The organism is Sphingobacterium humi (assembly GCF_009768885.1).
Taxonomy (GTDB): domain Bacteria; phylum Bacteroidota; class Bacteroidia; order Sphingobacteriales; family Sphingobacteriaceae; genus Sphingobacterium; species Sphingobacterium humi.
Map to the genome: position 1 here is coordinate 181,351 of NZ_WSQA01000004.1, position 24,894 is coordinate 206,244.

At 44.7% G+C, this 24,894-nt stretch carries 21 protein-coding genes; 10 read left to right on the top strand and 11 right to left on the bottom strand.

The features are described from left to right. Positions 1-84: 84 nt before the first annotated feature. Positions 85-1,635, bottom strand: coding sequence for a Do family serine endopeptidase (locus GQF63_RS06870; protein ID WP_160368475.1), 1,551 nt, complete (start codon positions 1,633-1,635; stop codon positions 85-87). Between the two features lie 199 nt (positions 1,636-1,834). On the opposite strand from GQF63_RS06870, the gene dapF reads away from it, so the two are divergent. Further along, a complete protein-coding gene (dapF, locus tag GQF63_RS06875; RefSeq protein ID WP_160368476.1) occupies positions 1,835-2,623 on the top strand; it encodes a diaminopimelate epimerase in 789 nt (262 codons plus the stop codon). Positions 2,624-2,701: 78 nt separating this feature from the next. Continuing rightward, entirely contained in the window at positions 2,702-5,581 is a 2,880-nt protein-coding gene (locus tag GQF63_RS06880; protein ID WP_160368477.1) for a DEAD/DEAH box helicase, read from the top strand. A gap of 289 nt (positions 5,582-5,870) precedes the next feature. Here GQF63_RS06880 and GQF63_RS06885 read toward each other — a convergent pair whose 3' ends face one another. Together GQF63_RS06885 and gltX are read right to left on the bottom strand one after the other, a co-directional pair. Next, entirely contained in the window at positions 5,871-6,740 is an 870-nt protein-coding gene (locus tag GQF63_RS06885; RefSeq protein ID WP_246163369.1) for a sugar phosphate isomerase/epimerase family protein, read from the bottom strand. 22 nt (positions 6,741-6,762) lie between these two features. Next, on the bottom strand, positions 6,763-8,292 hold the full coding sequence (gltX, locus tag GQF63_RS06890) for a glutamate--tRNA ligase (protein ID WP_160368478.1): 1,530 nt from the start codon (positions 8,290-8,292) through the stop codon (positions 6,763-6,765). Positions 8,293-8,372: 80 nt separating this feature from the next. Here gltX and GQF63_RS06895 point away from each other — a divergent pair, with 80 nt between their 5' ends. The 5 genes from GQF63_RS06895 to GQF63_RS06915 all read left to right on the top strand — a co-directional run bounded on the left by GQF63_RS06895 (position 8,373) and on the right by GQF63_RS06915 (position 12,964). Beyond that, positions 8,373-9,605, top strand: a complete 1,233-nt coding sequence (locus GQF63_RS06895; protein ID WP_160368479.1) for a sensor histidine kinase — start codon at positions 8,373-8,375, stop codon at positions 9,603-9,605. Next, the gene (locus tag GQF63_RS06900; protein WP_160368480.1) at positions 9,586-10,122 is read left to right on the top strand and encodes a DinB family protein; all 537 of its coding nucleotides are present in this window, start codon (positions 9,586-9,588) and stop codon (positions 10,120-10,122) included. The genes GQF63_RS06895 and GQF63_RS06900 overlap by 20 nt, the downstream gene beginning before the upstream one ends. Beyond that, positions 10,112-10,531, top strand: coding sequence for a hotdog fold thioesterase (locus tag GQF63_RS06905; RefSeq protein WP_160368481.1), 420 nt, complete (start codon positions 10,112-10,114; stop codon positions 10,529-10,531). The genes GQF63_RS06900 and GQF63_RS06905 overlap by 11 nt, the downstream gene beginning before the upstream one ends. Positions 10,532-10,763: 232 nt before the next feature. Further along, positions 10,764-12,026: a sugar MFS transporter gene (locus tag GQF63_RS06910; RefSeq protein ID WP_160368482.1), complete on the top strand. Its 1,263-nt coding sequence runs from the start codon at positions 10,764-10,766 to the stop codon at positions 12,024-12,026. A 92-nt stretch (positions 12,027-12,118) separates the two neighbouring features. Next, positions 12,119-12,964: a DUF2911 domain-containing protein gene (locus GQF63_RS06915; RefSeq protein WP_160368483.1), complete on the top strand. Its 846-nt coding sequence runs from the start codon at positions 12,119-12,121 to the stop codon at positions 12,962-12,964. 58 nt (positions 12,965-13,022) lie between these two features. Here GQF63_RS06915 and GQF63_RS06920 read toward each other — a convergent pair whose 3' ends face one another. From GQF63_RS06920 to cdaA, 3 genes are all read right to left on the bottom strand, one after another. Beyond that, entirely contained in the window at positions 13,023-15,944 is a 2,922-nt protein-coding gene (locus GQF63_RS06920) for an FAD-binding and (Fe-S)-binding domain-containing protein (RefSeq protein ID WP_160368484.1), read from the bottom strand. Between the two features lie 3 nt (positions 15,945-15,947). Continuing rightward, positions 15,948-16,853, bottom strand: a complete 906-nt coding sequence (locus tag GQF63_RS06925; RefSeq protein ID WP_160368485.1) for a DUF1338 domain-containing protein — start codon at positions 16,851-16,853, stop codon at positions 15,948-15,950. Positions 16,854-16,957: 104 nt separating this feature from the next. Then, entirely contained in the window at positions 16,958-17,752 is a 795-nt protein-coding gene (gene cdaA, locus GQF63_RS06930; protein ID WP_212592487.1) for a diadenylate cyclase CdaA, read from the bottom strand. A gap of 105 nt (positions 17,753-17,857) precedes the next feature. Here cdaA and GQF63_RS06935 point away from each other — a divergent pair, with 105 nt between their 5' ends. Next, positions 17,858-18,574, top strand: a complete 717-nt coding sequence (locus tag GQF63_RS06935; RefSeq protein ID WP_160368486.1) for a pyridoxine 5'-phosphate synthase — start codon at positions 17,858-17,860, stop codon at positions 18,572-18,574. Positions 18,575-18,633: 59 nt separating this feature from the next. Here the strand turns inward: GQF63_RS06935 and lepB are convergent, their stop codons facing one another. Genes lepB through GQF63_RS06960 form a run of 5 tightly spaced genes read right to left on the bottom strand, consistent with a single transcriptional unit; the run spans position 18,634 to position 23,325 of the window. Continuing rightward, positions 18,634-20,064, bottom strand: coding sequence for a signal peptidase I (lepB, locus tag GQF63_RS06940; RefSeq protein WP_160368487.1), 1,431 nt, complete (start codon positions 20,062-20,064; stop codon positions 18,634-18,636). A 3-nt stretch (positions 20,065-20,067) separates the two neighbouring features. Next, complete coding sequence (gene dapB, locus GQF63_RS06945) at positions 20,068-20,811, bottom strand: 4-hydroxy-tetrahydrodipicolinate reductase (RefSeq protein ID WP_160368488.1); 744 nt, start codon at positions 20,809-20,811, stop codon at positions 20,068-20,070. Between the two features lie 21 nt (positions 20,812-20,832). Then, positions 20,833-21,603 (bottom strand): DUF5683 domain-containing protein, encoded by a 771-nt coding sequence (locus GQF63_RS06950; protein ID WP_160368489.1) that lies wholly within the window; start codon positions 21,601-21,603, stop codon positions 20,833-20,835. Further along, a complete protein-coding gene (locus GQF63_RS06955; protein ID WP_160368490.1) occupies positions 21,603-22,526 on the bottom strand; it encodes a ParB/RepB/Spo0J family partition protein in 924 nt (307 codons plus the stop codon). Before GQF63_RS06955 ends, GQF63_RS06950 begins: the two co-directional genes overlap by 1 nt. A 1-nt stretch (position 22,527) precedes the next feature. Then, on the bottom strand, positions 22,528-23,325 hold the full coding sequence (locus GQF63_RS06960; protein WP_160368491.1) for a ParA family protein: 798 nt from the start codon (positions 23,323-23,325) through the stop codon (positions 22,528-22,530). 216 nt (positions 23,326-23,541) lie between these two features. Here GQF63_RS06960 and GQF63_RS06965 point away from each other — a divergent pair, with 216 nt between their 5' ends. Both GQF63_RS06965 and GQF63_RS06970 read left to right on the top strand, forming a co-directional pair. Then, the gene (locus GQF63_RS06965) at positions 23,542-24,063 is read left to right on the top strand and encodes an NADPH-dependent FMN reductase (RefSeq protein ID WP_160368492.1); all 522 of its coding nucleotides are present in this window, start codon (positions 23,542-23,544) and stop codon (positions 24,061-24,063) included. Positions 24,064-24,138: 75 nt separating this feature from the next. Next, positions 24,139-24,825 carry a 3-keto-disaccharide hydrolase gene (locus GQF63_RS06970; RefSeq protein ID WP_160368493.1) on the top strand — a complete coding sequence of 229 codons (687 nt, stop codon included), beginning with the start codon at positions 24,139-24,141 and terminating at the stop codon, positions 24,823-24,825. Positions 24,826-24,894: the final 69 nt, after the last annotated feature.

Here is a 24,894-nt window from a genome sequence, read left to right on the forward strand (position 1 = left end):
TCACTAGCCATCAAAGAATCGTCAAAAAAAGGGGATGGTTCTTTCAAAAACCATCCCCTTTTCTTTCCGCTAGGTATGCTAGCCTTAATATTGTAAAGGTACGTTAAACTCAACGGTACTACCTCTTTCCGGCACACCAGTCACGCGTACAATGTTTCTACGGGTTCCGCCTAATGCAGATTCCACATCGTCTACTGAATTCACTGGTTTACCATTAATTTTGGTAATCACCAATCCTCTTTCTACGCCGAAGTATTCGAAAACACCACCACGGTGTACTTGCGATACGACCACACCAGAGCTTACGCCCAATTCTTTTTTCTTCGCATCGGTTGCAGGCACAAAGCTTGCACCTAATTTATTGAATATCTCCGTTGCAGATGCGCTAGATTCGCCACCTTCATCGGCTTTCGATTTGCTCTCTTCGCCTTTCAAGGTAATATTTACGTCTTTTTCTTTCCCTGCACGTTTGTAGGTCAATTTCACCTTATCACCCGGACGTAATCTTGCTACGTGTTCCTGTAAATCTGGGGAACCGTAAATGGTACGACCTTCAATTTTGGTTATAATATCACCAGGTTTAATGCCTGCGGCTTCCGCTGCACCACCTTTTACCACATCACGCACATATAAACCATTCACATCGGTAATGCCCACCTCTTTACGTAAGGCATCGTTAATTTCAGCGAAGGTTACACCTACATACCCACGTTTCACACTACCGAACTCTTTAAAGTCGTCTACAATTTTCTTCGCCAAGTTAATTGGGATGGCAAAACCGTAACCTGCATAGGTTCCTGTTGGGGATGCAATAGCCGAGTTAATACCGATTAGCTCGCCACGTGCATTCACCAAGGCACCACCACTGTTTCCTTTATTGATTACCGCATCCGTTTGCAAGAATGACTCTACCGCGGTATTGATTACTTGCTCTTCCGGGCCGTAACCATAGCCACGTTGCTGTTGTTGCTGCGATTCGCCAAGAATACCGATCTGGCGTCCTTTAGCGGAGATAATACCCGCTGTAACAGTTGATTGTAAGCCTAAAGGGTAACCTACCGCCAATACCCATTCACCAATTTGCACATTGTCAGAATTTCCTAACTTCACAATTGGCAAATTCGTAGCATTCACCTTAATCAAGGCCAAGTCGAAGTTGGCATCGCGACCGATTACTTTGGCTTCGTAGGTCTTTTTATCGGTTAATACCACTTCAATTTTATCGGCATCTTCCACCACGTGGTTATTCGTTACAATATAACCATCTGGGGAAATAATCACTCCCGATCCGGAAGCGGTAGCCGGACGAGATTGTCCACGTCTTTGTTGAGGCACGCCGAAGAACTCTTCGAACAGGTCGAAAGGTGCGCCTTGCCCGCCACGTGCAGCACGTCCGCTCATCGTTACGTTAATATGCACTACACCAGGGGTCACCGCCGCTGCAGCTTGGGTAAAGTCAGGATTGCCTGTTGAAGACAATAATACTTCCTCACCCGGGTTGTTTGCGTAATACACTTTTTGACGTTCTTCAAACGTCATGTTGTCCATCTGTTTATTTTCAAAGAGCTTGTACCCTCCTACAGCGATTGCTCCTCCAATGATGGCCGTTAATAATGTTGCTCCTATCTTTTTCATATATTTACTCTGAATAATCTAAAAAATTCATGTTTCATAATGCTATAGTCAAATGTAATACCATTCGATTTTAACATTCGAGTTTTGTCAGTTAAAAAATGTTAACAAAAGGGGCTTTATTGCCATTTTTAACAGCTTTTAACAAAAGTCCGCCGAATTGTAACAAGAATATTAATTTTACGCCATAATTACAACGCACATGAGCCATACCATCACATTTTATAAATACCAGGGAGCAGGGAATGATTTTGTTTTAATTGATAACCGAAACTTAGCGTTTGACGCCAAGGATGAGGTTTTAATCGAACGCTTGTGCGATCGTCGCTTTGGCATTGGGGGCGATGGCTTGATGCTGCTTCAAGGTACGAAAAATTTCGACTTCGAGATGCTTTATTTTAATGCCGACGGGCGTGAGGGCACAATGTGTGGCAACGGAGGCCGCTGTTTGGTAGCCTTTGCCCGCGATTTAGGCATCATTAAGCAGCAAACTGCCTTTTTGGCAGTAGACGGTCGACACGATGCTGAAATTCATGACAACGAGGTGAATTTAGGGATGATTCCAGTTTCCAGCATCCAACGCGATGGGGAAGCCTTTGTGTTAAACACCGGTTCGCCGCATTATGTACAATTTGTGCAAGACCTGCAACAACTGGATGTTTACCAGGCAGGCCATGCCATTCGCAACAATGAGCGCTATGCACAGGCGGGCATCAATGTAAACTTTATCGAGCAGGAAGGCCTGGGTTACTTTGTGCGCACTTTTGAGCGAGGCGTAGAAGACGAGACCTATGCCTGCGGCACCGGGGCTGTGGCATCGGCCATGAGCGTTGCCATCAAGGAAGAACTATTTGGAAACGTTGAAATCCCTATCCGCGTCTTGGGCGGTCAGTTGCAGGTATCCTTTAACCGAGAAGGCAACAACTTCACGGAGGTGTATTTGAAAGGCCCGGCGCTACGTGTATTTGAAGGAACAATCGATATTTCATAATAAATTAACCCTGCTGCGTTCTCAAAAAGGCATTATTTACCGTATATTAGTAGCTTTTTCTAGCGTACAACATCTATAATGCAGCAGGGAATCACTTCATTGCCATACCGATTAGTTTATTCTTTAGGACGTCACCCTTACCTAGGCTATCTTATTGAGCCTCACATTGTCCATTTAAATCAAAACGGCTCTTATTCCCTATCCTACAAGCGAGTATTTAGTAATACCGTTGATGAATTTGCCCCGGCTTTGGATGATTTGGACTATGAACTAATCAAGCTGCTGGATGAAATCGAGCAAACGCATATCATTAAGCGCTTTCATAAGAAACCTATCCGACCGGCCGATTATTTCAGTAAGGTATTCGATGCGAAGATTTACGATTATGTACGCCCAAAAATAGAACAACGCATGCTGACCTTCCTGAATAAGGTGGGCGACAAGCCTCTGTTCATGATGAGTAAGGATGGCTACCCCGCAGAACAAGAACTGCATATTGCCCCTTCCAAAACCTCCATTCTCTTTCACTTCCGCCGAAACGAAACCGAAACGCGATATTTCCCTACCCTGAAATACGAAGGGCACCGTATGGAGTTTATGTATAAGGATGCTGAAGTTATCGTGAATCAACAAGCTTGGCTCCTGCTGGATAATGTGCTTTATCATTTCGATGAAGAGCTGGAAGGCAAGAAATTAAGCCCGTTTTTAAATAAACGCTACATATCCATTCTGCGCAATACCGAGAAAAAATACTTTGAAACCTTCGTTACCGGCTTAATAGAAAAGCACCATGTGTATGCTGAGGGCCTTGATATCATCAATTACCGGGAACAGGCCAGTCCGGAGTTGCGCATAATATACAGCCCCGATGGGGAGGCACAACTTCAACTCTATTTTCAGTATGGCGATTATAGTTTCCCTGCTGGCGGACAACAGGCGGTAACCGTAAAATATGTATATAATGAGGATGGGGATGTCCATCAATTCTACCGCATAAAACGCGCCAGCCAATGGGAGGAGAAAAAAGAAGTGCACCTGCAAAGCTTAGGTTTGAAGAAGGCAGATGCCCTGTTCAGCACCTTTGTGCCCAAAGAAAACGCCATGGGCTTTCGCCCCTCGGCCATTGAATGGGTAAACGAGCACCTGGCCGAACTGGAAACCCAAGGCTTTCACATTACCCAAAGCCATAAGGATAAAAAATTCCTGATCGGCAAAACCAGCATTACCCTGGAAATTGCCGAACAGAACGACTGGTTTGATGTTAAAGCCATCGTGCGCTTTGGCCCCTACGAGTTCCCATTCACTGCACTGCGCCAACACATCATCCATAAGCAACAAGAATTTGAACTGCCCAATGGCGAAATCGCCATTATTCCGCAGGAATGGTTCTCGCAATACGAGCATTTATTTCAATTCTCTTCCAAGAAGGATGAAATCCGTCTGAGCAAGTTGCACATCGGCTTATTGAACGATGTAAGCGAACATACCTCCTTAACCATTCAGCGCAAACTGAATAAACTGGGCGAGTTTGACGAAATTCAAGAGATTGCCCCTCCCGATAAGTTTAAAGGCTCTTTGCGCCCTTATCAGCAGGCCGGTTACAACTGGTTTCACTTTTTGCAACAATACCGCTTTGGTGGCTTGTTGGCCGATGATATGGGTTTAGGAAAGACGGTGCAAACTCTGGCCCTGTTGCAAGAGCAAAAGGAATCTTTAGGACCACAGGACGCGAAAACCTCGCTTCTGATTGTGCCGACTTCCTTAATCTTCAACTGGCAAAAGGAAGCCGAAAAGTTCGTTCCCAATCTGCGTGTACACCTGCATACCGGCGGAAACCGCAGCAAGGATAATTTTGCGTTCAGCCACTTCGACCTGGTGATTACCACCTATGGTATCGCCCGGATTGATGACGAGCTGCTATCTTCCTATTTCTTCAATTACATTATTTTGGACGAGAGCCAGAACATCAAAAACCCGCGTTCCAAATCGTTTAGCGCCATCAAACAGCTGAAAAGCAAGCATAAACTGGCCTTAAGTGGTACGCCTATTGAGAACAGCGTGGCCGATATCTGGTCGCAAATGCACTTTGCCAATCCTGGCTTATTAGGTTCTTACACCTATTTCCAAAAGGAATTTGTGCAGACCATTGAAAAAAAGAAAGATGAAGAGAAGGCACGACGCCTGCAAGCGATCATCAAACCTTTCGTATTGCGACGTACAAAATCGCAGGTAGCCACGGAATTGCCGCCAAAATCCGAGCAGATTTTCTATTGCAGCATGTCGGAAGAGCAGTTGGAATACTACGAACGCATCAAATCTGAATACAGAAATGCCCTGCTCGACGGAGCCTTTAGCGGCAAAGCCTCCCAGATTGCCCTATTGCAAGGCCTTACCAAACTTCGCCAATTGGCCAACCACCCCCAAATGGTCGATAAAGACTACCATGGCGGCTCAGGCAAGTTCGATGCGGCTATTGAGCTGATGGAATCGATTATCAAAGAAGGCAATAAGCTGTTGATCTTTTCCCAATTTGTGAAACACCTGGAAATCTTCCGCAGTCATTTCGACCAGCATAAAATCCCTTACGCATACTTAGACGGATCGACCACAGACCGTGACCTCGCCGTGAAATCCTTTAAAGAACGGCAGGATATTCAAGTCTTTTTAATCTCTATTAAAGCCGGCGGAGTAGGTCTGAACCTGACCGAGGCCGATTATGTGTTTATTCTGGACCCATGGTGGAACCCAGCCGTAGAGCAACAAGCTATTGACCGCAGCCACCGTATTGGCCAGGTGAAAAACGTATTTATCTATAAATTCATCTCCAAAGACAGTATCGAAGAGAAGATATTGGCGCTGCAAGGCATGAAAAAATCCTTGGCCAGTTCTTTAATTACCACCGAAGAAAGCTTTGTGAAAGCCTTGAGTAAGGAAGACATCAGCGAATTGTTCAACTAAGCGGCTCGTATTCATCAGCCGTAAGGCTAAACCTGCTATTTCATTTTTTACAGGCCCTGCTGAAGCAGAAGGGGCAAGCATGTATATAGCTTCCTCCGACCTCCGCTTTTCTAAACCCTTTTTACTCCCCTTTCACTCCCCTTTCAAACCCGTATCAAGCCCCTTTGCAAAGGGAAATATAAAGGGTAAGAAATAGGTGAAAATAGCCCTTGAAAACAAAGGGAGTAAAAGCCATTAAAAAAGGCTCCCGAACAAATTCGGGAGCCTTCCTATTTTTTATTTTCCTTGCTTAAAGGGCGTTTCTGAAGTTTTGGGCACTTTGCGTAACTTCCGGTAAGCTATTTTCCCAATTGTACTCATATTCTGCGGAGAACATGCCTTTAAATTTCTGGCGTTTCAATTCGGCCTGCACTTCTTTCAAACCCAATTTGCCGGTACCCCAAGGCACATCGTGCGCCTTTTTGTTACCAAATTCATTCAGGTCTTTAAAGTGTAGGTGGATAATTTTACCTTCCAATTTTTTCAGGCAAGTAATCGGGTCTAATCCAGAGCGCATCCAATGTCCCACGTCGGCCGTTGCGCCCATGCGTTTGCTGCGCCCTTTTAAGGCCTCAAGCACCACGTCCGGGTTCCAATAGCGCGATGGTGTAGGGTGGTTATGAATCCCTACCAGCATATCATACTTATCGGCCAAGGTCGATACCACATCCAGCATGTTTTCTTCGGGCTCGCAGTTAATCACCTTTACGCCCATATCCTTAGCGAAGGCAAAAACCTTATCCCACTCTTCGGCGCTTTTTGCACCTACCACACCATAAGCATGCAGGGTAATCTTTTTATCTTTTAAGAGCTTTTTCACCAGTTCACGTCCTTCTTTGGAAAGTTCGTAGGTCATCTTCTCCTCGCTCCCTGCGCCAATTTTCTGACCCGGGAAAGCTTCCACAAAGCGAAGGCCGGCAGCATCAATCTTATCTAGTGCCTCGGCAAAGGTAAACAAGCGGAAGGTGTAGGCCTGTGCGCCCAACTTCCAGCCCAATTTCTCCTCCGGATAATTGGTTTGGTTTACGGTTTGCGGCGCTTTGCTCGCGGTAGAGCAGGCAGTGCCCAGCAACATGGCGGATGCAGCGCATCCTAGAAAAAGCTTCTTAAATAAATTCATCTGTATACGTTTAGTTGATTGTTTACGCGTCAAATTGAGGCAATGCCAGTGCGATGCGTTCCAGCACTTCTTCTTTTCCTAACAGCTCTGCAATCTTGAATACATCCGGACCGAACTTTCCACCTACCAACATAATGCGGAAAGGCATCATAAGTTCACCTATTTTCATGCCCGATTCTGCGATTTTACCCTTAAATAAAGGTTCTAAGGTGCTAGCATCCCAGGTAGATTGCCCCGCAAATTCGTTGCTAACCGCTTGGAAGAAGGCTGTTTTATCTGCATTCCACTTCGGTTTTACGGCATCAACATCATACTGCGCTGGCTTTTGAAAGAAAAAGGAAGCTTGCTCCCAAAAATCTTCAATGTAAGTTAATCTTTCTTTCACTAAATCAAGAATAGATGCAATGAAAGTATCAGAAAAAATACCGAGATCCACGTTGTTCTTGCTGAGAATAGCCTTCACCTGTGGCATCAAATCGGCATTTTCGGTTCTTTTTATCCATTCTTGGTTGAACCATTTGGCTTTTTCGAAATCGAATTTCGCTCCGGCTTTGGAAATACGCTCCACCGAGAATTTGGAAATCAACTCGTCCATGCTGAACAATTCTTGCTCGGTACCGTCGTTCCAACCCAATACCCCTAGCATATTCACGAAGGCCTCCGGCAGGAATCCACGCTCACGGAAGCCTGTTGTCAGGTCGCCGGTTTTCGGATCGGCCCAGTTCATCGCGTAAACAGGGAAGCCTAAGCGGTCGCCATCACGTTTGCTGAGCTTGCCGTTTCCATCGGGTTTTAAAATCAATGGTAAATGTGCCCACTCCGGCATATCGTCTTTCCAGCCTAAATATTCCCATAACAACAAGTGCACAGGAGCAGAAGGCAACCATTCTTCACCACGGAAAACATGGGAAATCTGCATGGCTTTATCGTCAACAACCACCGCTAAATGGTAGGTTGGCATGCCATCGGCTTTTAATAATACTTTATCGTCTACCAATTTGGTTTCAAAACTTACCCGGCCGCGGATCATATCTTCAAAAGAAATCACTTCATCTTCCGGCATTTTGATGCGGATGGTGTGCGGCGCGCCACTTTCCAACAGCTTGGCGGTTTCTTCGGCGCCTAAGCTCAAGGAGTTACGCAATTGCATTCGGTTATCGTGCGCATAGCGGAAATTCGGCTGTAATTTACGCTGCTCTTCCAACTCGGCCGAGGTATCGAATGCGTAATAGGCGTACCCCTTTTTCACCAAATCTTCCGCATATTGGCGGTAAGAGGGCTTCCGCTCACTTTGTCGATAAGGGCCAAAGGCACCTTCGTTCCAAGGGCTCTCGTCGGGGTTTAAGCCACACCATTGGAGGCATTCTTTAATATATTCTTCCGCACCCGGCACAAAACGTGTCTGGTCGGTATCTTCAATTCGTAAGATAAAATCGCCTTGATGATGTTTGGCGAACAGGTAATTGAACAATGCGGTACGGACACCGCCTAAATGTAATCCGCCGGTAGGACTTGGCGCAAAACGAACCCTTACTTTCTTTTGTGAACTCATAGCGACAAAATTAAGCATTTCTTACTTTTGTTTGTTGAAGCTATGGGAAAATCATTAATTTGCTGACATTAAAAGTAGTTATGAAGCAACATCCCTATCGATATAACAAGCAACAATGGAAGTTTTACCTCTTCCTGTTTGCCGCGATGATTGCTACGGCTTCCCTTTTGTATAGCAACTACCTGGTGAAAAACCTCTCGATTTCGGAGCGTACCAAAGCTGAAGTATGGGCCATGACCACCAAAAGCATTGTGACCATGCCGGATGTGGACGATCAGTTTATCAGTTTTATCTATGCCGTGCGCGATAGCTTAAGCTTACCGGCCATTATTACCGATAAGGAAGAAAACATCATTACCTGGCGCGACTTGGATAGTACCAAAACCAACATCCACCCCTCGGCTCTCGACTCCAACTCGACCTTACAATACGACCCGGATTATTTTCAAAAGCAGCTGAATAAGATGAAAAAGGCGCACCCGCCCATTCATATTTCCCTAGATACCGGTGAGGAGTGGCGCGTGTATTACCGCGACTCGGAGGCCTTATCGCAGCTACGCATCTTTCCTTATTTGCAGCTATCGCTTATTGCCATCTTTTTAGTTATAGCCTACACGGTATTTAATTCAATCCGCGATTCGGAGCAAAACTTAGTGTGGGTAGGTATGGCTAAAGAAGCGGCCCACCAATTGGGCACGCCCATTTCCTCGCTTATGGGCTGGCTGGAGCTGGCCAGGGTAACCTACAATGCAGAGGATGATAGCGTTTTCAACGAGATGGAACGCGATGTGAATCGGCTGGAAATTGTGGCCGATCGTTTTTCTAAAATCGGATCGACCCCTTCCCTCTCCAACCATGTGGTGTATAAGATTGTGGAAGATTATGTGAATTATTTCAAAATCAGAACCAGCCAGCGTATTACATTTGAACTGCAGGGCGACCAGCAGGTGGAGGCCAAGCTGAATGTGCAGGTATTCGACTGGATCATTGAAAATTTACTGAAAAACGCAGTTAACGCGATTGAAGCCGAAGGAAAGATCAGTATTAACATTTCGGAAAACATTGCAAAAGAAGAAATTTTTATAGACATTAGCGATACTGGAAAAGGGATACCCCGTGCAAACTGGGAGACGATTTTCCAACCGGGATATACCACGCGAAAACGAGGCTGGGGCTTAGGGCTAAGTTTAACCAAACGCATGGTGTATTACCACCAAGGACAAATTTTTGTCAAAGAATCTGAAATAGGAAAAGGTACCACATTTAGAATTATCTTAAAAAGTAATTTACGCTATGAACCCACTCAAATCTGACGAATATCCAGCGATTTTCAATGATTACATCGAAACAGTCACCGGGGATGTGATGGAAGAACTTACCCAGCAGGTGAACAGTTTCCCTGAATTTATTGCCAGCATTCCGGAAGAGATGGGCACCTATACTTATGCGGAAGATAAATGGACTATTAAAGAGGTGCTTTGCCATATCCTCGATTGTGAACGTATTATGGCCTATAGAGCCTTGCGTTTCGGCCGTAACGATATGACGGCCCTTTCGCCTTTTGAACAGGATGAGTTTGTACACTTTGGCCGCCATAACGACCGTAAGCTGGCCGATATTGCCGAGGAATTCACCCATTTACGCAAAGCCAATCTATTTTTGTTCCGTGCGTTTGACGAAAACGAATTGACAAGAAAAGGCATGGCCTCCGATCGCTTAATCAGCGTTCGGGCCTTATTATACGTTATCGCCGGCCACCTAAACCACCATGTTATTATTTTAAAAGCACGCTACTTAAAAAATCAAAACTTAGGAAACGATGTGGTTTAGGGATTATACAATTGAGGAAATCAACGGTTATTTCGCCTTGAACATGACCGGCTTTTTGGATATTAAGGCAACCGAAATTCATGCCGACAGCTTAGTGGCCGAAATGCCCATTACCGATAAGGTAAAGCAGCCCTTCGGCATCTTACACGGTGGCGCATCTGTGGTGTTGGCCGAATCGGTAGGCAGCATTGCCTCCGGCTTAATCGTGGATATGGACAAATATGCCGCCGTAGGTTTAGACATTAATGCCAACCACATTCGCCCGGTAACCAAAGGGAAGGTGTTTGCGACCTGCAAGCCCTTGCATATCGGTAAAACAACGCATGTATGGGATATTCGGATTACCGATGAACGAGAGAAACTGGTGTGTATTTCACGCCTGACCATGGCTATTATAAAAAAACCATAAAAAAATTACACATACCGCAAACAAAGCAAAAAATTGTTTGTTCAGCCTTTATACTACCATTTTTTGGTTTTATGATACGGTTTAGGTTTTTAGAGAGACATCGCCCATTCGATGTCTCTTTATTTTTAACTTCCCTGCAATCGGTTGCATAAGAAATTCTGCTTTTAAATGTCGATAAATTTTATTAGCCTTGTGACTAACTTAAAACTCAACAATCGATTTAATCAATCTTATGAACAATCAAAATAATCAATCTACCGTCGGGCCGATGATCATAATAGGTTCCCTATTTTTCATCTTTGGCTTCGCAACCTGGTTAAACTCCCTATTGATTCCGTATTTGCGTATTGCTTGTGAGCTTAGCGAAGTACAGTCATATTTTGTAACCTTTGCCTTCTATATTGCCTACTTGGTGATGGCACCGGTTTCAACCTGGGTATTAAACCGCTTTGGCTTTAAAAACGGTATGGCCATTTCCTTAGGCATTATGGCCGTAGGTGCCCTATTGTTTATTCCTGCTGCCTACTCACGTACGTATTTACTGTTTTTAACCGGTTTATTCGTCATGGGTGGTGGTTTAGCGATTCTTCAAACAGCTTCTAACCCCTACATCACGATCTTAGGCCCTGTAGAAACTGCCGCCAAACGGATCAGTATCATGGGGATCTGTAATAAATTTGCTGGAGCTTTGGCGCCAATCATCTTGGGTTATTTCTTGAACCTAAGCGAGGCCGATAAAGTAAAACAGCAATTGGCAACGATGAGTCCGGAAGAGTCGGCAGCGGCTTTGGATAAAATTGCCCTACAGGTGGTGAATCCTTACATCGGTATCGTAGTTGTATTATTGATTTTAGCGTTCTGGATTTCTAAAGCTAACCTTCCTGAAGTGAAAGGTGATGAGGAAGAAGATGCATCACACCACAATGCGTCGGAAACAAAGCACAGTATTTTTGATTTTCCACACGTAATTTTAGGCTTTATTGCCCTATTCTCCTATGTTGGGGTGGAGGTATTGGCCGGAGACACCATTATTGCTTACGGAACTTACTTAGGCATTCCATTAGATACAGCAAAATTCTTTACTTCCTTCACCATGGTTTCTATGGTGGTGGGTTATATCATCGGTATTGCTACCATTCCTAAATACCTTTCGCAAGAAACGGCCTTGAAGCTATGTGCTATTTTAGGGATTATCTTAACGGTAGGTATCGTATTTACAGATGGTATGGTTTCCTTAACCTTGGTAGGTTTGTTAGGTTTAGCCAACTCATTAGTATGGCCAGCCATTTGGCCTTTGGCTTTAAAAGGTGTGGGTAAATTTACCAGTGCAGCATCCGGCATTCTGGTTATGGGTATCGCCGGTGGTGCTGTTATTCCATTGCTTTACGGTCAGTTGGCACATTCCATTGGCTCGCACCAGGCTTATTGGATCGCTTTACCTTGTTACCTCTTCATTTTATACTATGCTATGGCAGGGCATAAAGTAAGGAAATAAACGTTTCAACATATTTAAACGGAGATAGGCAACTATCTCCGTTTGTTTTTTAAGCTAGGCTTCGTATATTCGAGAATTCAAGTTTTGAGAATATGAAAAAAATTGCATTAACTTTTCTTTTAGCTAGCGGCTTAATGCTTAGCGCACAACAGGCTGACGCACAGCTAAAATTACCACCGGCGAGTAGTACTCAGTTTATCATTCAGGATTTGGGCATCAGTCAGGTAAGCGTGATCTACCAACGTCCGAACATGAAGGGGCGGAAAATCTTTGGTGATCTAGTTCCTTATAATCAAATCTGGCGTACCGGTGCGAATAATGCGACTAACATTACCTTTCAGAGCGATGTCAGCATTAATGGCCAGGCCTTAGAGGCGGGTACCTACGCCTTGTTTACTTTGCCTACTGAAAACGAGTGGACGATTATTTTTAACAAAAATGCAAAACAATGGGGCGCCTATACCTACGATAAGAAGGATGATGTGCTACGCATCAAGGTGAAACCTGAACAGTTGAGAAATAACGTGGAATCCTTCACCATTGGCTTTGACAAGGTGAACGACCAAGAGATGGAAATTTACCTGGCTTGGGAAAAAACCCGCGTTGGGTTCAATATCACGGTTGATCAAAAGGCTGAGATTATGGCCAGCATTGATGAAGCGATGCAAGGCGAGAAGAAACCTTATTTCCAGGCTGCCCAGTATTATTTCAACCATAACTTAGACATCAAGAAAGCTGCTGCCTGGATGGTTGAGGCCGACAAAGGCAACAACAAAGCGCCGCATATTAAATATTGGAAATCTTTAGTGCTTGCGAAAGCCGGCGATAAAGCGGGTGCCATAAAAGCTGCAGAAGAAGGCTTAAAAATGGCGAAATCGCAAAAGAATACCGAGTATATCAAGTTGAATACGCAAGCATTGGAAGCGGCTAAGAAATAGGCTTCCTGCTAAATCCTAAAAAAGCCTTTATGCATAACATAAAGGCTTTTTTAGGGCCTTATTTGAGGGCTTGATACAGTATTTCGACGGGATGTAGGGCGGTTTGTTGGGTACCATCCTGAATTTGATGGCGACAGCTGGAGCCCGGAGCCGCTAACAAGGTATCTGGCTGTTTGTTCCTTACCGCAGGGAAGAGTACCAGCTCCCCGATCTGCATGGATAAGTCGTAATGCTCTTTTTCATAACCGAACGATCCGGCCATTCCACAACAGCCGGAAGGGATATTCTTTACGGTATAATTGCTGGGAATAGCCAATACTTGGCTCACCTGTGGCAATAAACCCCAGGCTTTCTGCTGACAATGCCCATGCAATAGCACTTCCTTCGGCTCAGTGGTAAACTGAGACGCTGAAATATTGCCGGCTTGATATTCAGCCCAAATGAATTCTTCTATGGTTAAGGCATGCGGCGCAATGCGAGCAGCAGCCTCGATATACGGCTCATCGACCAAATCGACGTATTCATCGCGGAAGGTCAGGATCGTGGAGGGCTCGACCGCAACAAGCTTACAATCGGCGTTTAAACGGTCTGCAAAGATCTGCACATTCTTGTTGGCCAGCTTGCGCGCCTCGCGTAATAAGCCTTTCGATAAGAGGGCTCTGCCCGAAAAGGCATGCGGTATCATCAATACCTGATAGCCCAATTTTTCTAAGAATAGGATAGCTTGCTTGCCGAGTTCCACCTCGTTAAAGTTGGTGAACTCATCGAAAAAGAAGTAAACAGACTTTATAGGCTCTTTTACGCCACTGTACAGCTTATCTTTTGTCTTATACCATTGGCGCAGGGTTTTTGAAGCAATAGTAGGCAGCTGCCTTTGTGGCGCAAAGCCTAACATGCGTTTAAACAGCCCGCCACTGAACTTATTGCGAACCAACACATTGTAGATGCCGGCAATAGGCTGCATGAGTTGGGTTAAACTATCGACATGGCCTATCATCCTGGAGCGCAGTGGCACCCCATGGCTATCGTAATAGCCCTGCATAAACTCGGCCTTCAACTTGGCCATATCTACACTGGATGGACATTCCGACTTACAGGCTTTACAGCTTAAGCAAAGGTCTAGGATTTCCTTCACCTCGGGCTGATCGAAAGGATTGGCTTTATCACTATGGGTCAGCATCTCGCGAAGCATATTCGCTCGCGCACGCGTGGTATCTTTTTCGTTTTTACTCGCCATATAGGAAGGACACATCGTCCCTCCGGAAAGATGTGATTTCCGGCAATCTCCCGAGCCATTACACTGCTCGACATGCTGCAGGTAAGTTTGATTCGGATACCGGAATACCGTTTTAATGGCTTTATTCTCCTGCCCTGGTTCATAGCGTAGAAAGCTATTCATGGAAGGTGTATCCACAATTTTCCCCGGATTGAAGATACCCTTAGGATCCCAAGTCTGTTTGATATCCTTCAGCAGCTGGTAATTATGGTCACCGATCATCAAGGGGATAAACTCCCCTCGCAAACGACCATCCCCATGCTCGCCACTTAAAGAACCTTGATATTTCTTCACCAAATGTGCTATTTCCAGCGCAATATCCCGGAAAAGCTGGTTTCCTTTGGTAGTTTTAAGGTTGATAATCGGCCTTAAGTGCAATTCGCCCGTTGCCGCATGCGCATAGTGCACCGCATAGAGCTTATATTTTTCAAGGATGGTATTAAAGTCGGCAATATAGGCGGGTAAATCTGCTACATCAACAGCGGTATCTTCAATAACCGCCACGGGTTTCTCATCGCCCGGCACATTACTCAGGAGTCCTAAGCCTGCTTTACGCAGATCCCAAACCCGCTTTTTATCCGATCCATAAACAACCGGGAAGTGATAGCCTAATCCTGCGGCCCGCATATCGGCTTCTACTGCGGCCACTTTCTGTGCAATAGCGACCTCGTCTACCCCATCGTATTCTACAATCAGAATAGCCGCAGGATCCCCATCTACGAAGAATCTGTTTTTGGATTGCTCTAGATTGCTTTTCGTACATTCCAAAATGTAACTATCCATCAGCTCGCTCACTAAGGGATGATGCTGCAAGGCGATTAAATTACCGTGTAAAGCATCCTGCAAACTCGCGAAGTGCACACACAACAAGCCCGTAGGATTGCTGTTCAATAGGTTTACATGCAGGGTAATCTCGGTGATGAAAGCTAAGGTTCCTTCCGACCCGCAGATAAGCTTACAGAAGTTAAATGGCTCTGTATCTGCCGTAAAAGGATCGCTAGCTAATAACAAATCAATAGCATACCCGGTATTCCTTCGCTGGATGGAAGCCTTCGGAAAATGCTGACGGATCTCTTGTTGGTTATTGTAATTCCCTAATAAGCTCCGGATTTGCCTATATAGCTGCCCTTCCAGTGTGTCTAAAGCACATTTCTCACTGAAAGCATCAAAGGATAAGGCTTTAAACTCGACCTCCGTTCCATCGCTTAGCAAGACTTTTACGGCCATGGTATGCTCGCGGGCACTCCCGTATATCAAGGAGTTCGATCCGCAGGAGTTATTCCCGACCATCCCGCCAATCATGGCACGATTAGCTGTGGAAGTTTCCGGACCGAAGTAAAGCTGATAGGGTTTCAGGAACATATTCAACTCATCGCGGATAACGCCGGGCTGTACCCTCACCCAGGATTTCTCAGGATTAACCTCCAGAATCTCGGTAAAGTACTTGGAAACATCTACTACAATCCCTGCTCCCACTACCTGTCCGGCAAGGGAAGTACCGGCCGTGCGCGGAATCAGGGAAGTCTGATGATCATTTGCAAATTGAATCAGCAGGAGGAGATCATGTTTGTCCTTGGGATAAGCTACCGCCAAAGGGAGCTCCCGATAAGCAGAGGCATCTGTTGCATACAACAGGCGCATCTGCTTATCCCAGAACAACTCCCCATGCAATTGAGGAGCAAGCCCTGCTAACGCCTCTTCCATGGATTATTGTTTTATTTGAGTGGTATATGTACTTTCAAAGATTTTGTCGGCATTATTGGTTTCGAAACCATCACGACGGTGTTTGGATGTTATTTGATCAGCTGGTAGCTCTTTATATTCGGGCAATACAGAACGCTCTGCAAACTCGACATAACTACCGGCAATTTTCAATACCTGACCATCGGAAAAGCTAGCATCATATAAAGCAGAAACCGTACTGCTCTGGCGCAAGAGGCCATCGGCACTGGTCTTGATCTTTCCTCCGGAAGTATTCAACTTAATCCCGATACTTTCCAAGAAGGCATTGAACTCTTCCAAAGTATTGTATCCATCCTTCAACTCGTGGATACTTATGGTGTAATGGTTCAGGTAATAGCGGTTGTAAATCACCCAAGCCGCATATTCACTTTCAGCCAATAGGGTTTCATACTCCTTGGAAGTAGGTAAGTCCCATAATGGTTTTTGCAGAAATGCCGCGAGTTCTTTCCCGTTATTTAAATCCAGCGCATCTACCGGATCGGCAGTGATATGCTTGGTATATTTGGTGATAATATCCTGCGCATCTTGGCTCAATTCGGCTACACGCAGTTCCGAAACAAAGATTCGCGGGTATTCAGGACTTGGCGGTGCATACCAATAGGCATCCAATTTTTTCCCTTCGAAATAGTAGTAATCCATTTTTTTATAGCCGAAGGAAAGGAATATTTTCTCGAACGATTGGACACCCAGATGAGGTACGCCCAAGGTGCGGAAGGCAATATGGTCATTTACGATATCTGTTTGCTGTTTCACCACCGCACGTTCCAATAAGGCTTTGGTAATTTTATCAACATCAGCAACATTAGCGCGATAATGTTCGAAAAGGTCGTTTAAGACCACATCAATGGGGTTGTTTTCCTCGAAGTACATAGCACTCTATTTAGATTTATATTTTGAATAAAGTTATCGAAAAATCAGCAAACAAAAACAATTGTTCAGTAATTATTGCGTAACAAAAAATATAATTCAGCAAACTACAGTTCTTCCATCAGAATCTTCTCCAATTCCTGCGCGTTCAGGTTCATATTGATGTTCCCGTCTTTGGCAAAGGAGATTTCGCCGGTTTCTTCGGATACAATGACAGCCACCGCTTCCGATACCTCTGTAACGCCGATGGCGGCACGATGGCGGAGTCCGAATTGCGGAGGAAGGTCTTCACTATCGGAGAGAGGTAATACCGAACTGGCGGTCATAATGCGGTTATCGACAATAATTACGGCCCCATCATGCAGAGGCGAGTTCTTGAAGAAGATGGTTTCTAAAAGGCGTTTGGATACCGGAGCATCTATCGTGGTGCCACTTGTTTGGTAATACTCCTCATCAAAGTACCGCGAAAAGACCAGTAAGGCGCCGGTTTTGGAACTCGACATACTTTTACAGGCTTCCACGATCGGGCGGATATACTCGGAGTTATCGGCATGGCTGGCCTTCTTCGTCCCGAACACCGACCAGAAGAATTTCTTGCGTCGCAAGGAGATGTTCTTCCCGATATGCAACAAAAATCGACGGATTTCCTGCTGGAAAACCACGATCAACGCGATGGACCCTACGGATATAAACCCACCGAATATCTCGGTTAGCAGGCGCATTTCCATCTGCTTCACCACCAGGTAGATACCATAGAACAAACCAACCCCAATCAGGATATTTACCGCAATAGTTCCCTTGATCAAACTATACACATAGTAGATAATGATCGCAACAAGAATGATATCGATAAAGTCTAGCAGGCGAAAGCCACTTAAAAGATTGAAATCCAGTCCATCCATATAGCATGCAATTTAAAAAATTTTATCCATTGAAACCGGCATAATAATTTATTAAATGACCGAAGATGATGCCTTAAATTGTAAATTTGTAAAAAGACAACTATTATGACTAAACTATCCGTAAATATTAATAAGATTGCGACGCTACGGAATTCACGTGGTGGAAATGTTCCTAATGTTTTGTCGGCGGCTTTAGCCTGCGAGCGCTTTGGTGCAGAAGGCATTACCGTCCATCCACGTCCTGACGAACGTCATATCCGTTATCAGGATGTCTACAACCTGAAAGCGAACATCCAAACTGAATTTAATATTGAAGGAAATTGCCAGGAGCAAAAATTTATCGACTTGGTATTGGCCAACACCCCTACCCAAGTGACCTTGGTACCTGATGCCTTAGGACAAATCACCTCCAACCATGGCTGGGATACCATCAAGCACAAAGATTACCTCAAAGAAATGGTGAAGCTGTTTAAGAATGAAGGCATTCGTGTTTCCATCTTTGTCGATCCTGTGGAAGATATGGTTGAAGCCGCTGCGGAAACCGGAACTGATCGCATTGAACTCTATACCGAAGCCTATGCGGCGGAGTTCGGATTCAATAAGGAAGAAGCCATTGCCCCTTATTTCAAGGCCGCATTGAAAGCTAGAGAAGTAGGATTAGGCTTAAACGCCGGCCATGACCTCGACTTAAACAACCTGGCCTATTTCAACCAGCATATCCCCGGATTGCTAGAGGTTAGTATCGGCCACGCCTTAATTGCCGATGCCCTTTACCTCGGCTTGGAGGAAACCATCAAGCGCTATTTAGCCGCCTTAAAATAAAACATTAGAAAAAGGGGATTGCCATGCAGTCCCCCTTTTTAATATCCTTTCACCGCGTATTATTCAATACCTCGGAAAATTCTATTCCAACGGATTTTCGATAAGAAGGAACCGTCCTTATCCCAGCTCATCCAGGTAAATAAGGCTTTCCCTACAATATGATCTTCCGGCACAAAACCCCAACCACGCGAGTCTAAGGAATTGTGGCGGTTATCACCCATCATCCAGTAGTAGTTCATTTTAAAAGTATAGGAATCAGCCTTGGCGCCATTGATGTAATACCCATCGGCTTTTGTTTCCAAGGTATTGCCTTCATAAATCTGTATAGCACGCTGATATAAAGGCATGGTTAAGCTATCCAATTTCACGGTCCATCCTTTTGCAGGCACGGTAATCGGGCCAAAGTTGTCGTAATTCCAAACCGGTCCGCTTTCATAGAATGGGAAAGCCGCCGCTGCAGGATTCGCATCTCCAGGCTCAAAAATCTGCTCTGTAAACTGTTTGATATTGCTCCAGGCCTTCACAGTTTCCGCTTCCTCCTTGGTCATGTGCATCACATACACCCCTTGTGAAGGGTTCGTATTGGTGTGATCTACCTCGATACGCATATCTAAAAGGCGTTTCATATCCAATCCATAAGGATCAGTCAACACGATGTAATTCGTTTGGAAATCAGGGTCGGTAAAAGCAGGCTCATTGTTCACAAACAATTTAGCACGCTCCATCGACACCACATCTCCCGGTAAGCCCACACAACGCTTAATGTAGTTCTCGCGTTTATCGATAGGTCTTTCCGTCTCTTCCGGGAAGTTAAACACCACTACATCATAACGTTTGATGTCTTGGAAGCCCGGTAAACGTTTATAAGGCACTTTAATCAGTTCCGAATAGGCTTTACCCCCCGTAACCGGCATGGTATGATGCGCAAATGGAAATGCCAATGGCGTCATCGGGATACGTGGCCCATAGTTAAGCTTACTCACAAATAGAAAGTCGCCAACCAATAAGCTACGCTCCATCGATCCGGTTGGAATCATATAAGCCTCAATCAAGAAGCCACGGATTAAAGAAGCCGCCACAGTAGCGAAGATGATGGCATCTGCCCACTCTCGGCCTACCGACTTCTTATACGGATATTTCTTTTTGAATTCTTCGGTTGTCGATTGTCCCAGATACTTCACCTGCGGATCTCTTCCCCACATCGGTAACACAATAAATGGAACCAATACCGCTGCGGCATTTTCCCAGAAACGTGTTTTCCCAAAGGACTTGATGAAGTTTAAAAAGAAGTCGTAAAAGATAAAGATATTCACGATTGGCACCAACAACCACACGATCCACCAGGTTGGCCGACCGACAAGTTGTGCCATGACATATTGGCCATAAAACGGAACTACAGCTTCCCAGCCTTGTTTTCCGGCTTTTCTATACAATAAATATAAGCCGTAAAGCGAGGCAATCGTTAGTATGGCAAAAATGATATACCACATATATTATTTATTAAAATCAAACATTTCTGTAACCTGGAAGAACCCTTGTTTACCCAGGAGCCATTCCGCAGCAATAACTGCGCCTAAAGCGAAGCCTTCACGGCTATGTGCCGTATGCTTAAACTCGATCTGATCGACCTCCGAGCTGTAAAGTACCGTATGTGTACCGGGCACTTCTTCAATACGCAGGCTTTCGATCAATAATTCATCCGGCTTCGGAATCACCTCTTCCCCAGCACCTTCCACCGAGTTTACCCAGCTTTTCTTGCTATCTGTATTTTCCAGAATCCCTTCCGCAATGGTGATGGCCGTGCCGCTAGGGGCATCCAATTTATGGATATGGTGAATTTCTTCTACCTGCACATCGTATTGTTTATACGGATTGATGGCCGCAGCCAACAGTTTGTTGATGTGGAAAAAGATATTGACACCGATGCTGAAGTTGGAACCGTATAATAGCGCCTGATCGGCTTCCAGGCAGGTTTCCCGCACCTCATCAAGGTGCTCATACCAGCCTGTAGTGCCTACCACTAAAGGCAAATTAGCCTCAAAACAGAGGCTGATGTTATCTAATGCGGCATGCGGTGTGCTAAAATCAATCGCCATATCGGCATGTTCTAGATCTTCCGGCTCTATGCTGTTTCTATTATTTTCATCGACAATCAGCACGACTTCATGCCCGCGTTTCATCGCAAAGCGTTCGATCAACTGCCCCATTTTGCCGTATCCCAATAAAACAATTTTCATATTCAGTTAATTGGTTAATATCTATTTTAAAGTAAAAGTCATCTTGATGCCTGGTGAAAGCAGGTTTCTCGTTGAAAAGCCCGCCGCTTGCATGCCCCCAGCGCTGGCGTAGGTAGGCAGAAAGGTAGGTGAAACTTTCATACTCAAGTCATTGCTGACATTCCATCGGTTTTTCAAGATAGAATCCACGTAAGCCTCGACGATATTCAATCCATACCAGCCTACAGTTGCTAATATAGTTAAATCACGATTTCTACGTGCATAATCTTTCTGTTTTATCAAGCCTGCTTCATCCCAACGTCCCAAAACACCGTCAGAGCCGGTGCCAAATTCCTGTCTATACTGCAGCTCGTCCAGAAACATATTATAATACCATTGCCAATAATCGAACACCAAGTAGGAGGTAACAAAGCCGCCGTAAATAACCGGAACTTTGATCCACCACAGGCCTTTATTGGTATACTGACCCCATCCTGGAAGAATGAGCGAGCGTTTCCAAGCAACCCGGGAAAGACGCTCGATTTCTAAACGGGCAGAGTCTTTTAAAATATCTTTGTAATAGAATTTCTCGCGTTCCTTTTCGGCCTTCTCACGGGCCTTACGTTCTGCACGGGTTTCCTTTTTACTGCTGTCTTGTGCCACTTTCAGCTTAGCGGAATCGGCGACAGCTTTCAAAGCAGTACTATCCTGCAGCTTGCTGGTTTTACCCTTTTCAGGAATCGTATCCTTCACCTGTGCAGAAACCACAGTAAAGGACAATAATAAGCCCAGAAGCCAAGCAAATTTTATCATTACCAATCTAGGAGTTCTAAGATGCGACTTAAATCATCCTCCGAGGTGAAAGGAATCACGATAGATCCTTTTCCTTTAGTGGCTTTTAAGTCTAGTTTTACGCGGGTAGCAAATTTGGATGCCAAATCATCCTCAATTTTCTGGTATTGAAAATCTAACTGATCGGTGCGCTTCGGCTTACGACGTCTTTTCTCATCGGCTTGCTGCACCTCACGCACTAATTGTTCTGTTTTACGTACGGATAAGCCTTTTTCCAAGATTTCCTGGAAAATAAACAGCTGTTTATCCACCTCACCAACATTAATTAAGGCACGTGCATGCCCCATGGTCAGGTCGCCATCACGAATGGCCGCCTGAATAACAGGAGGAAGCTTTAATAAACGCAGGTAATTGGTTACTGTCGATCTGTTTTTACTTACTCGATCGCCCAATTCCTCTTGTTTCAAATTACATTCCTCAATCATGCGCTGAAAGCTGACTGCAATTTCGATCGCATTCAAGTTTTCACGTTGAATATTCTCGATCAAGGCCATTTCCAGCATCTGTTGGTCATTCGCCGTGCGCACATAAGCCGGAATTTCGGTAATGCCGGCAATTTTTGAGGCTCTTAAACGACGCTCACCTGAAATTAACTGGTATTCGTTCTTGCCAATCTGGCGAACGGTTATTGGCTGAATCAAGCCTTGTACTTCAATAGACTCGGCGAGTTCGCGCAAGGCTTGCTCGTCAAAGTCCGTACGTGGCTGAAACGGATTTATTGCAATTTGTGCTACTTGTATGAAGTTTATGCTCCCTGCTGGAGAGCTCGGGGTCTTTGGAGCAGGGGTACTGCTGGAAGGACTATTGGAAACGCCAATATTTTCTTGCTGTAATAAAGCACCTAATCCCTTACCCAATCCCGTTTTTCGCTGTTGTGCTGCCATACTATACTGTTACTGTTTGGGTATTTTCTTTTAACAATCCATTTTTCTCCAGAATCTCGCGCGCAAGGTTCAGGTAGTTGATGGCTCCTTTGCAAGAAGCATCGTGCATGATAACCGATATACCGAAGCTTGGTGCCTCGCTTAAGCGGGTATTCCGCTGGATAATTGTATCGAACACTAAATCGTGGAAGTGGGTTCTCACTTCTTCCACCACTTGGTTTGAAAGTCGCAAACGCACATCGTACATCGTCAATAGAATACCCTCAATCTCTAACGCGGTATTCAAGCGGTTTTGTACAATTTTAATGGTATTTAAAAGCTTTCCTAGCCCCTCTAAGGCGAAGTATTCACATTGAACCGGTATAATCACCGAGTTGGAAGCGGTTAAGGCGTTGATGGTAATCAGGCCTAAAGACGGCGAACAGTCGATAATCACGAAGTCATAATCGTCTTTCACGGTATCCAAGATGCGCTTCATCTTAAACTCCCGCTCTTCCAGGTTAATCATTTCAATTTCGGCACCTACCAGGTCAATATGTGCTGGCAACAGGTCTAAATTGGGTGTATCGGTATGTTGAATGGCTTCCCGTGGGTCCAAATCGTTTACTAAACACTCATAAATACTGGCTTTAATAGCACGTGGATCGAAACCAATACCTGAGGTGGAGTTTGCTTGCGGATCGGCATCGACAAGCAAGGTTTTATATTCTAATATGGATAAGCTAGCTGCAAGGTTAATGGAAGTAGTGGTTTTTCCTACTCCTCCTTTTTGATTGGCTATGGCAATAATTTTTCCCATGATGATTCCTCAGATTTTGAAACTACTACTTCTGTCTGTCCTGCTCTAATAAAAATGCAAATTAACATAGCTTTACGATATTCGCTACTTAAATGATGTTAAATTTCTTAATTTTGGAGCTATTCTCAAACAGACTATTCAGGATGCTAAGATACGAAAAATTGATTTAGGTATCGACACCCATCTAACATGCTTTTTATAAGTAACATATAAACAATGAATTTAATTATATCTGGCACAAACCGAAACCGCTCCAACTCCTTACGGGTTGCGAAGTTCTACCAGCAAGAACTGGCAAAAAAAGGAGAAGCGTTCGACATATTATCCTTGGAAGACTTGCCGGATACCCTTTCTGTAACAGACTTATACGGCCAACGCAGCGAGGCCTTCGCCCCCATTCAGGAGAAAGTATCTGCCGCAAAAAAGTTCATCTTTATTATCCCCGAATACAACGGTAGCTACCCCGGTATTTTGAAACTCTTTGTTGATGCTTGTTCCTTTCCGGCTTCTTTTTACCATAAAAAAGCAGCTTTGGTAGGGCTTTCTACGGGTAAGTATGGCAATATTCGAGGCATAGACCATTTTACAGGGGTTTGCAACTATTTACGCATGCATGTGTTGCCCTTAAAAATCCATATTCCTTTAATTCAAAACGAACTCAACAGCGAAGGTGATGTGACAGACCCGCTAACCTTAAAGTTCGTGATGGAACAAATAGACGAAATAGCACGCTATTAATTTTTAAGACGCTGGCGCAGGGCTTGTTGATGGAAATGCTTATTTTAGCTTCATAAACACATCAACGCTAGCCCCATGTATAAATTTTTCGCTTGTTTACTTGCCCTTCTGCTCTGCAATGCCTGCAACTACCAGAAAGAACGCAAATGGTTCCCCTTGTTCAATGGCAATAATCTCGATGGTTTTCACATTTACAATCATGGTAAGGTGCCTTCAAAATGGAAGGTAGTAAACATGACCTTGCTTTGCGACCCAAGTTCAGACGGCATTTTTGGCGACCTGATTACCGATCAGGAATATGAAAATTTCGAGCTTGAATTTGATTGGATGGTGAAAAAAGGAGGCAATAGCGGCATTTTCATCAATGTAAAAGAAGACAGCAGCTATGCGGCAACTTTCGCTACCGGACTGGAAATGCAGCTGCTAGACAATGCAAATGCCGAAGAGCGCCACCAGGTTGATTCCACCCATTGGGCAGGCTGCCTCTACTCCGTAGATTGCCTATCCAGCAATTCCAGACCCGAACCCCATGGCCAATGGAACATCGCACGCATCATTCAAGATAAAGGCATCGTTAGCTTTTACTTAAACGATAAGCTTACCTTTAAAGCCGATATCAACAGCCCCGCCTTTCTGGAAAAGGTTGCCCATAGCAATATGAAAAATTACCCGGCTTTCAACAGCTTCAAAAAGGGTAAAATTGCCTTTCAAAACCATACCGATTCGGTGGGCTTCCGAAACATTCGCATCAAAAAACTCTAAGTTATCCCAGGAAACCTCGGGCAGGGCACAGCCTACAATTGTTAAGGTTCGTTAAAAAAATAAAACAGA

Excerpts from the sequence above, each read along its gene's own strand:
- GQF63_RS06870 (WP_160368475.1), bottom strand. The coding sequence starts at position 1,635 with ATGAAAAAGATAGGAGCAACATTATTAACGGCCATCATTGGAGGAGCA.
- dapF (WP_160368476.1), top strand. The coding sequence starts at position 1,835 with ATGAGCCATACCATCACATTTTATAAATACCAGGGAGCAGGGAATGAT.
- GQF63_RS06880 (WP_160368477.1), top strand. The coding sequence starts at position 2,702 with ATGCAGCAGGGAATCACTTCATTGCCATACCGATTAGTTTATTCTTTA.
- GQF63_RS06885 (WP_246163369.1), bottom strand. The coding sequence starts at position 6,740 with ATGAATTTATTTAAGAAGCTTTTTCTAGGATGCGCTGCATCCGCCATG.
- gltX (WP_160368478.1), bottom strand. The coding sequence starts at position 8,292 with ATGAGTTCACAAAAGAAAGTAAGGGTTCGTTTTGCGCCAAGTCCTACC.
- GQF63_RS06895 (WP_160368479.1), top strand. The coding sequence starts at position 8,373 with ATGAAGCAACATCCCTATCGATATAACAAGCAACAATGGAAGTTTTAC.
- GQF63_RS06900 (WP_160368480.1), top strand. The coding sequence starts at position 9,586 with ATGAACCCACTCAAATCTGACGAATATCCAGCGATTTTCAATGATTAC.
- GQF63_RS06905 (WP_160368481.1), top strand. The coding sequence starts at position 10,112 with ATGTGGTTTAGGGATTATACAATTGAGGAAATCAACGGTTATTTCGCC.
- GQF63_RS06910 (WP_160368482.1), top strand. The coding sequence starts at position 10,764 with ATGAACAATCAAAATAATCAATCTACCGTCGGGCCGATGATCATAATA.
- GQF63_RS06915 (WP_160368483.1), top strand. The coding sequence starts at position 12,119 with ATGAAAAAAATTGCATTAACTTTTCTTTTAGCTAGCGGCTTAATGCTT.
- GQF63_RS06920 (WP_160368484.1), bottom strand. The coding sequence starts at position 15,944 with ATGGAAGAGGCGTTAGCAGGGCTTGCTCCTCAATTGCATGGGGAGTTG.
- GQF63_RS06925 (WP_160368485.1), bottom strand. The coding sequence starts at position 16,853 with ATGTACTTCGAGGAAAACAACCCCATTGATGTGGTCTTAAACGACCTT.
- cdaA (WP_212592487.1), bottom strand. The coding sequence starts at position 17,752 with ATGGATGGACTGGATTTCAATCTTTTAAGTGGCTTTCGCCTGCTAGAC.
- GQF63_RS06935 (WP_160368486.1), top strand. The coding sequence starts at position 17,858 with ATGACTAAACTATCCGTAAATATTAATAAGATTGCGACGCTACGGAAT.
- lepB (WP_160368487.1), bottom strand. The coding sequence starts at position 20,064 with ATGTGGTATATCATTTTTGCCATACTAACGATTGCCTCGCTTTACGGC.
- dapB (WP_160368488.1), bottom strand. The coding sequence starts at position 20,811 with ATGAAAATTGTTTTATTGGGATACGGCAAAATGGGGCAGTTGATCGAA.
- GQF63_RS06950 (WP_160368489.1), bottom strand. The coding sequence starts at position 21,603 with ATGATAAAATTTGCTTGGCTTCTGGGCTTATTATTGTCCTTTACTGTG.
- GQF63_RS06955 (WP_160368490.1), bottom strand. The coding sequence starts at position 22,526 with ATGGCAGCACAACAGCGAAAAACGGGATTGGGTAAGGGATTAGGTGCT.
- GQF63_RS06960 (WP_160368491.1), bottom strand. The coding sequence starts at position 23,325 with ATGGGAAAAATTATTGCCATAGCCAATCAAAAAGGAGGAGTAGGAAAA.
- GQF63_RS06965 (WP_160368492.1), top strand. The coding sequence starts at position 23,542 with ATGAATTTAATTATATCTGGCACAAACCGAAACCGCTCCAACTCCTTA.
- GQF63_RS06970 (WP_160368493.1), top strand. The coding sequence starts at position 24,139 with ATGTATAAATTTTTCGCTTGTTTACTTGCCCTTCTGCTCTGCAATGCC.